8 protein-coding genes are annotated in these 7781 nt (G+C 67.8%); all 8 read right to left on the bottom strand.

What is annotated here, in order from left to right:
* Window positions 1–250 precede the first annotated feature (250 nt).
* A complete protein-coding gene (locus Q0U08_RS14925; RefSeq protein ID WP_298092271.1) occupies window positions 251–637 on the bottom strand; it encodes a hypothetical protein in 387 nt (128 codons plus the stop codon).
* Window positions 638–745: 108 nt separating this feature from the next.
* Window positions 746–1438: a phosphate regulon transcriptional regulator PhoB gene (phoB, locus tag Q0U08_RS14920; protein ID WP_298092270.1), complete on the bottom strand. Its 693-nt coding sequence runs from the start codon at window positions 1436–1438 to the stop codon at window positions 746–748.
* Window positions 1439–1449: 11 nt separating this feature from the next.
* Window positions 1450–2133 carry a phosphate signaling complex protein PhoU gene (gene phoU / locus Q0U08_RS14915; RefSeq protein WP_298092268.1) on the bottom strand — a complete coding sequence of 228 codons (684 nt, stop codon included), beginning with the start codon at window positions 2131–2133 and terminating at the stop codon, window positions 1450–1452.
* Between the two features lie 11 nt (window positions 2134–2144).
* The gene (pstB, locus tag Q0U08_RS14910) at window positions 2145–2912 is read right to left on the bottom strand and encodes a phosphate ABC transporter ATP-binding protein PstB (RefSeq protein ID WP_298092273.1); all 768 of its coding nucleotides are present in this window, start codon (window positions 2910–2912) and stop codon (window positions 2145–2147) included.
* On the bottom strand, window positions 2906–4156 hold the full coding sequence (pstA, locus tag Q0U08_RS14905) for a phosphate ABC transporter permease PstA (protein WP_298092267.1): 1251 nt from the start codon (window positions 4154–4156) through the stop codon (window positions 2906–2908). The genes pstB and pstA overlap by 7 nt, the downstream gene beginning before the upstream one ends.
* A complete protein-coding gene (gene pstC, locus Q0U08_RS14900) occupies window positions 4149–5525 on the bottom strand; it encodes a phosphate ABC transporter permease subunit PstC (RefSeq protein WP_298092266.1) in 1377 nt (458 codons plus the stop codon). The genes pstA and pstC overlap by 8 nt, the downstream gene beginning before the upstream one ends.
* Window positions 5522–6568, bottom strand: a complete 1047-nt coding sequence (locus Q0U08_RS14895; protein ID WP_298092265.1) for a substrate-binding domain-containing protein — start codon at window positions 6566–6568, stop codon at window positions 5522–5524. Before Q0U08_RS14895 ends, pstC begins: the two co-directional genes overlap by 4 nt.
* A gap of 337 nt (window positions 6569–6905) precedes the next feature.
* Window positions 6906–7781 (bottom strand): ATP-binding protein (locus Q0U08_RS14890; RefSeq protein WP_298092263.1); only part of this gene is annotated, 876 nt, incomplete at its 5' end.

The following is a 7781-nucleotide window of genomic DNA, read 5'->3' as shown; positions in this document are numbered from 1 at the left end:
GCTCCGCCGCGACATGCAGGCGAAAGGCCTGCGCCGCCTCTGCCGAGATCGCCCCGGCCGCTACCGCCGTATCAAGATCGCTTTCGCTGTACATCCTCACCTCCCTGATATCCGGGATGGTGACATGCGTGTATTACATCGTCAATACACGATCCTGCGGGGTGGGAAAGCGAAAGCGGCGGCGACCCGCATGGGATCGCCGCCGCTTTGCCGTCATGGCGACGGGTAACGCGTACCCATCGACCAGACCTTATTTGCCGCCGCGCTGACGGCAGCCGTCATATTGGCCCTTCTTGCACACCGGGTAGCTGTCCTTCGCCGCGGGCGGCGGGAAAGCCTCGCTGGGGCTGGGCGCGGCGCGGAACACGACCTGCGCGCCCGGCTGCGGCGTGCCCTGCATCGCGCCGCCCTGGGGAGCGTAGCCGCCGGCGGTCGCGGTGCCGCCGGTGGTTTGCGGGCCCATGGTCTGCGCGGCGGGCGGGGCCGATTGCATCGGATCGGCCGCAGGCTCCGGAGCCGTCGGGTCCGCCGCAGCGGCGGGATCGGCAGCCGCTTCGGTCTGGGTCTGCGGAGCGGTGTCCTGGGCGATGACGGGCGTCGCGAACATGGCGGTCGCGGCCAGAAGAATGAGCTTCATGCGAATCTCCTATGGCAGAAGTGCGTTAGCGCGATGCCCCAACGCCCGCTTTCGCACTTGGCTCCCTCGTTTCGCCTGCGACCCGTTCTTTTACTTGATTTCGATCAATCAGATGCCGGTGTCGAGCGAATAGCCGGCCGACCGCACGGTACGGATGATATCGGGGCGGTCGCCGACGTTGATCGCCTTGCGCAGACGCCGGATATGTACGTCGACGGTGCGGCTCTCGATATCGGAATCATGGCCCCATACCGCGTCCAGCAGCCGCTCGCGCGAGAAGACCCAGCCGGGATGTTCCAGGAAATGCTTGAGCAGACGGAATTCCGTCGGCCCGAGCGCCACCACCTCGCCCGCGCGGCGGACCTTGTGGCCGACGGTATCCATTTCGATATCCGCATAGACCAGCGCCTCGCCGGCAAGCGCGGGGCGCACGCGGCGCAGCACCGCACCGACGCGCGCGACCAGCTCGCGCGGCGAAAAGGGCTTCGTCACGTAATCGTCGGCGCCGGTCTCCAGCCCGCGCACCCGGTCCTCCTCCTCGCCGCGCGCGGTAAGCATGATGATCGGCACGTTGGCGGTCTCCGGCGCGCGGCGCAGGCGGCGGCAGACCTCGATGCCGCTGATCCCCTCCACCATCCAGTCGAGCAGGACGATATCGGGCGCGGTTTCGCGGGCGAGCAGCAGCGCCTCCTCGCCGTCCGGGGTATGCGTGACCTCGAAATCCTCACGCTTGAAGTGGAAGACGAGCAGTTCGGCGAGTGCCGCATCGTCCTCCACCAGCAACATCTTGACGCGTGCCATGTGCTTGTCCCTCAATTCTGCGTTCGGCCGCGGTCGCGATCACCCATGCGGGTGCCGGTTGCCGCGAAATAGACCATTTCCGCCACGTTGGTCGCATGGTCGCCGATGCGTTCCAGGTTCTTGGCGACGAACAGCAGATGCGCGACCTGGCCGATCGTCTTGGGATTCTCGACCATGTAGGTGACAAGCGTGCGGAAGATGGAATCGTAGAAATCGTCGAGCGCGGAGTCGCTGGCGCAGACCTCCAGCGCCTTGGCGGGATCGCGGGCGGCAAAGGCGTCCAGCGCCTCGCGCACCATGGCAGAGGCCATTTTCGCCATGGCGGGCAGGACCGAGATCGGCTCGATCCGGTCGTCGCTCTCGATCAGGGGCACGCGCTTGGCGATGTTCTTGGCATAGTCGGCGATGCGCTCCACCACGCCCGCGATCTTGAGCGCGGCGACAACCTCGCGCAGATCGTTCGCCATCGGTGCGCGCAGGGCGATGATGCGCACCGACAGCCGCTCCACCTCCGCCTCCAGCGCGTCCACCGCCTTGTCGCCCGCGCGGACCTCCTCGGCCAGCACCAGATCGCTGCGCTGGAGCGCCAGGATCGCGTTGGTGATCGCCGCCTCCGCCATGCCGCCCATCTGCGAGATGAGCCCGCGCAACCGCCCGATATCGGTATCGAACGCCTTGACCGTATGTTCTGCCATCCTCGCCTCGCTCAACCGTATCGGCCGGTAATATAGTCTTTCGTCCGTTCTTCCCGGGGATTGGTGAAGATGTCGGACGTTTTGCCATATTCGACCAGCGTGCCGAGATGAAAGAAGGCGGTGCGCTGCGACACGCGCGCCGCCTGTTGCATGTTGTGGGTGACGATCGCGATCGCATAACGGCCGCGCAGGGAATGGATTAGTTCCTCGATCTTGGCGGTGGCGATGGGATCGAGAGCGGAACAGGGCTCGTCCATCAGGATCACCTCCGGATCGACCGCAATGGCGCGCGCGATGCACAGCCGCTGCTGCTGGCCACCCGACAGCGCGGTGCCGCTGTCCGACAGGCGATCCTTCACCTCGTTCCACAGGCCGGCCCGGGTCAGCGACTGTTCCACCACCGCGTCCATGTCGCTGCGCGAGCGGGCGAGGCCGTGGATGCGCGGGCCATACGCCACGTTTTCGTAGATCGTCTTCGGGAAGGGGTTCGGTTTCTGGAACACCATGCCGACGCGGGCGCGGAGTTGGACCACGTCCATGGCGGGGGCGTAGATGTCCTCTCCGTCGAGGCGGATGTCGCCGGAGACGCGCGCGGAGGCGACGGTGTCGTTCATGCGGTTGAGGGTGCGCAGGAAGGTGGACTTGCCGCAGCCGGACGGGCCGATGAACGCGACGACGCGGTCCATCTCGATATCGATCGAGACGTTGTCGATCGCCTGTTTCTCCCCGTAGAAGACGTTGACGTTGCGGGCGGTTATCTTCGGAGGAGCGGTCACCAGCGGGTCTCGAATCGGTTGCGGAGGTAGATGGCGAGGCCGTTCATCGCGAGGAGGACGACGAGCAGCACGATGATCGCGGCGGACGTCTTCTCGACGAAACCGCGGTCGACCTGATCGGACCAGAGGAAGATCTGGACGGGGAGCACGGTGGCGGGCGCGGTGAGGCCGGAAGGGGGGGCGGCGATGAAGGCGCGCATGCCGATCATCAGGAGGGGCGCGGTTTCGCCGAGGGCGCGGGCCATGCCGATGATGGTGCCGGTGAGGATGCCGGGGAGCGCCAGGGGTAGGACGTGGTGGAAGACGACCTGTACGGGGGAGGCGCCGATGCCGAGGGCGGCGTCGCGGATCGAGGGCGGGACGGCCTTGATGGCGTTGCGGCCGGCGATGACGATGACCGGCATGGTCATCAGCGCGAGCGTCAGACCGCCGACCAGGGGGGCGGAGCGGGGCAGGCCGAAGGTGCCGAGAAAGACGGCGAGGCCGAGCAGGCCGAAGATGATCGAGGGAACGGCGGCAAGGTTGTTGATCGACACCTCGATCAGATCGGTCCAGCGGTTCTTCGGCGCATATTCCTCAAGGTAGAGCGCGGACAGCACGCCGATCGGGAAGGCGAGCGCCAGCGTGACCAGCATGGTGAGCAGCGACCCCTTGAGCGCGCCCCAGATGCCGATCCGCGTCGGATCGGTGGCGTCGGCGTCGCGCAGGAAGCCGGTGTTGAAACCCGTCGAGATGACGCCGCGCGCGCGCAGGCGGGCGACGACGGCTTCGGCCCGGGGCGTGCCTTCGCCCTTCGCCGCGACGTCATAGGGGCTGGCGAGGGGCAGATCGAAACGGCGCTGTTCACGCAGCAGCGCGGGATCGGCCTTGATCGCATCGCGCACCACCATCCACGCGCCGGGCGACAGCAAAGCCTCGCCATCGCGGCCGAACACGCGTGTCGGGCTGCGTTCCACCACGTCCTGAAGGCCGGCGCCGGCCAGCGCGAGGTCCGCACCGCGGCCGCGTAGCTGGGAGGGGGTAACGGGCAGGTGCGCGGCGGCGAGATCGATCGGCACCGTCACCTGCGTCTCGGTAAAGCCGCGTGCGCCTTGCGCCACCATGGTGAAGAGCAGGAAGGCGAGGAACATGGCCGACAAGGCGACCGCGCCGAGCCCCAGCCAGCGAAAGCGGCGCTCGGCGGCATAGCGGCGGCGGATGCGGCGCCGCATCGCGGGCGTCGTCCAGTCGGTCGGCTGCCTATTCATACGCTTCCCGGTATTTCTTTACGACCGCCAGCGCGACGATGTTGAGGAGGAGGGTGACGACGAACAGCGTGAGGCCGAGGGCGAAGGCGGCAAGCGTCTTGGGGCTGTCGAACTCGGCCTCTCCGGTGAGCAGGTCGACGATCTGGCGCGTGACGGTGGTGGCGCTGGCGAACGGGTTGGCGGTGAGGGTGGCGACACCGCTGGCGGCCATGACGACGATCATCGTCTCGCCGATCGCGCGGCTGACCGCCAGGAGGACGCCGCCGACGACGCCGGGAAGGGCGGCGGGCAGCAGGACGCGGCCGATCGTCTCCGACGAGGTGGCGCCCATCGCCAGGCTGCCGTCGCGCATGCTGGCGGGCACGGCGGCGAGGCTGTCATCGGCCATCGAGGATACGAAGGGGATGATCATCACGCCCATCACCAGTCCGGCGGCCAGCGCGCTTTCCGACGAGGCCCAGCGCACTCCCATCGCGACCGCAAGATCGCGCACCGCAGGCGCGACGGTGAGCGCAGCGAAATAGCCGTAGACGACGGTGGGCACGCCGGCGAGAATCTCCAGCAGCGGCTTCATCCAGCGGCGCGTGGCGGGGGCGGCATATTGGGTGAGATAGATGGCGCTCATCAGCCCGAACGGAATCGCCACCGCCATGGCGATCACCGCGCCGATGAAGAAGGTGCCCCAGAACAGCGGCACCGCGCCCAGATTGGCGCCCGGATCGGCGGGATCGATGACCTGTGGGCTCCAATGCGTGCCGAACAGGAAGTCGGTGATCGGCACCACCGAAAAGAAGCGCGCCGCCTCGTACAGCAGCGACAGCACGATGCCGGCGGTGGTCAGGATCGCGACGAGCGAGGCGCCGAGCAGCAAGCCCATCACGATGCGCTCCACCCGCGTGCGCGCGGCAAAGCCGGGTCTGACGCGCAGATAGGCGAAGGTGCCGCCGGCAAAGCCGAGCAGCAGCGCGATCGCGGTCGCGATCCAGTCATAACGGGTCTGCGCCGCGGCATAAGCGGGGGCAAGCGTGGCGGACAGTTCGTGAAAGGCGCCGTGCGCGCGGCCGGCGGCGAGCGCGCGCGCCTCCGACAAGATCGCCGCCCGCTCGAAACCGGGGGGCGGCAACTGCGTCGCGGGCGGGGTAACGAGCACCGCGTCGGTGACCAGCGCAGGGGCGTTGAGTGCCCAGACGCCGAGAAAGAGCAGCGGCGGGATCATCGTCCAAAGCGCGACATACCAGCCATGGTGGCCGGGCAGCGCGCTGAACCGCTGCGTCGTGCCGCGGCGGAAGCGAGCGGCGCGCACGCGCGCGCACGCCCAGCCGATCAGGCCGAAGCCGATGACGAGCAGCAGGATCAGCGGCAGGCTCATCCGTGCAGCGCGCCCGGATCGAGGGGGATTTCCTCGGCGATCACCGCGGCGGCGCGCGCCTGTACCGCGGGCGGGGAGGCGATCAGGCCGCGGCGGACGAGCGGGCCGCCCCGGCCCCAATTGGCGGCATAGAGCTTCAGGAAATCCCGCAGGCCCGGAATGGCGTTCAGATGCGCCTTTTTCACGTAAAGATAGAGCGGGCGGGAACCGGGATAGCGACCATCGGCGATCGTGTCATAGCTGGGGGCCACGCCGTCGATCGGCACGCCATCGACGGTGCCGGCATTTTCCTCGAGATAGCTGTAGCCGAAGACCCCGATGGCATGGGGGTTCGATTGCAGTTTCTGGACGATCAGATTGTCGTTCTCGCCGGCGTCGATATAGGCGCCGTCCTCGCGCACCGCGGTGCACAGCGTCAGGTGTGCGGCGGGATCGCCATGGGCGAGGGCGGCGGCACCGGGATTGGTCGCCTCGCACCCCTTGACCATGATCAGTTCGGCCAGTGCGTCGCGTGTGCCGCTGGTTGCGGGCGGGCCATAGACCTGGATCGGAACGGCGGGGAGCCGGGAATCAACATCGGCCCAGGTGCGCGCGGTGTTCGGTCGGCCACCGGGGCGCGCGGCCAGCGCCTTGTAGATATCGGCGACGCCCAGTTGCAGCCGCTGTCCGCCATGCGCCTGCGCAAAGGCGATACCGTCGATGCCGATCTGGATTTCCAGCACTTCGCGGGCGCCGTGGCGGGCGCAGGCGGCATATTCGCTGGCCTTCATCCGGCGTGACGCGTCGACCAGATCGGGATGCCCGGCACCCAGCCCTGCGCAGAACAGTTTCATGCCGGCGCCCGTGCCGGTCGATTCGATCACCGGCGCCCGGGCATCCGGATTGTTGGCGACGAAGCGTTCGGCAACGATGGTGGTGAAGGGATAGACGGTGGACGATCCGACCGCGGCGATCTGGTCACGCGTGCCCGCACCGCCGCCATTGGCCTGATCTTGGCAGGCCGCCAGCGCGAACGCCGCGGCGATGAGGCAGGGGATGCGCATGAAGGTCCTTGGGGCTCACCGGATGGTGCGAACCTGTCGCTGCCACCGCTTGGCAACCCTTGTGTGACATTGCGGTTACCCTTTTGTGACAGCGCTTCCTTCTGTCGCGTGCATTCTCTCTGCGTTCGTGGCGTGGAGGGGTATTTTTGCCGGTGTGTTTTTCCCAAGCCCGACACGGGAGCAAGTCCCGTGTCGTCGGTCATGGCGGGGCCATGCCGTCCGTGGCGGCACGTGCGCTCTTGCGCACCGGTGCGTAGCCTTGGCTACGCGCCTCGTGCCGTCTGCCATGCCGGCCGCGACGGCACGTGCGCTTTCGCGCATCGGTGCGTAGCCTTGGCTACGCGCCTCGTGCCGTCAGCAGGGGCAGGCGGACGGTGACGGTGGTGCCGACGCCCACCGTGCTGGCGATCTCCAGCCGGCCGCGATGCCGCTCGACGATGTGCTTGACGATGGCGAGGCCCAGGCCGGTGCCGCCCAGCGTGCGGCTGCGCCCGGCATCGACGCGGTAGAAGCGTTCGGTCAGGCGCGGCAGATGAACGGTCGCAATGCCCTCGCCCTGATCGGCGACGACCAGCCGGACGGCGACGTCGTCGGTTTCCAGCGACAAGGCGATCGGTGTGTCGGGTCGGCCATATTTCATCGCGTTGCCGAGCAGGTTGTGGAGCATCTGCGATAGTTGCGCGCGGTCGCCAGCCACGGGCACCTGATCCGCGACGGTGCAGGCGATGTCATGCGCGCGAGACGAGCCGGAGTCGCGCAATTCCTCGCACACATCGGCGATCAGCGCGCCGAGATCGACCGGTTGGGCGGGCAGGCGGTATTTGTCCGCCTCGATCCGGCTGAGCGAGATCAGATCCTCGACCAACCGCTGCATGCGCCGCGCCTCGTCAAACATCACTTTCAGAAAGCGGGCGCGCAGAGCGGGTTCCTCCCCCGCTTCATCGCCCAGCGTTTCGATGAAGCCGAGGATCGAGGCGAGCGGCGTGCGCAGTTCATGGCTGGCATTGGCGACGAAATCGACGCGCATCCGCTCGGCCGCATCCTGACCGGTCTGGTCGATCAGGTGAACGATACGCTGCCCGTCCGAAGCCTGGCCGACGCGCATTTCCCAGCGCTGGTCCGGCGCGGCCAGGCCGACCAGCATGACCGGTTCATCGGACACGGGGGTGTCGACGACGAGGCGTTCGGCCGCGGCGGGGTGGCGGATGGCGAC

It is taken from the genome of uncultured Sphingomonas sp. (assembly GCF_946477935.1).
In the GTDB taxonomy this organism is placed as follows: Bacteria; Pseudomonadota; Alphaproteobacteria; order Sphingomonadales; family Sphingomonadaceae; genus Sphingomonas.
The sequence above is the reverse complement of the archived record's forward strand: the minus strand, read 5'-3'. Positions and strand labels throughout refer to the sequence as shown.

Bases quoted from the DNA above. Each gene is read 5' to 3' on its own strand.
- Q0U08_RS14925 (WP_298092271.1), bottom strand. From the start codon at position 637: ATGAAGCTCATTCTTCTGGCCGCGACCGCCATGTTCGCGACGCCCGTC.
- pstC (WP_298092266.1), bottom strand. From the start codon at position 5,525: ATGAGCCTGCCGCTGATCCTGCTGCTCGTCATCGGCTTCGGCCTGATC.
- Q0U08_RS14895 (WP_298092265.1), bottom strand. From the start codon at position 6,568: ATGCGCATCCCCTGCCTCATCGCCGCGGCGTTCGCGCTGGCGGCCTGC.
- phoB (WP_298092270.1), bottom strand. From the start codon at position 1,438: ATGGCACGCGTCAAGATGTTGCTGGTGGAGGACGATGCGGCACTCGCC.
- pstA (WP_298092267.1), bottom strand. From the start codon at position 4,156: ATGAATAGGCAGCCGACCGACTGGACGACGCCCGCGATGCGGCGCCGC.
- phoU (WP_298092268.1), bottom strand. From the start codon at position 2,133: ATGGCAGAACATACGGTCAAGGCGTTCGATACCGATATCGGGCGGTTG.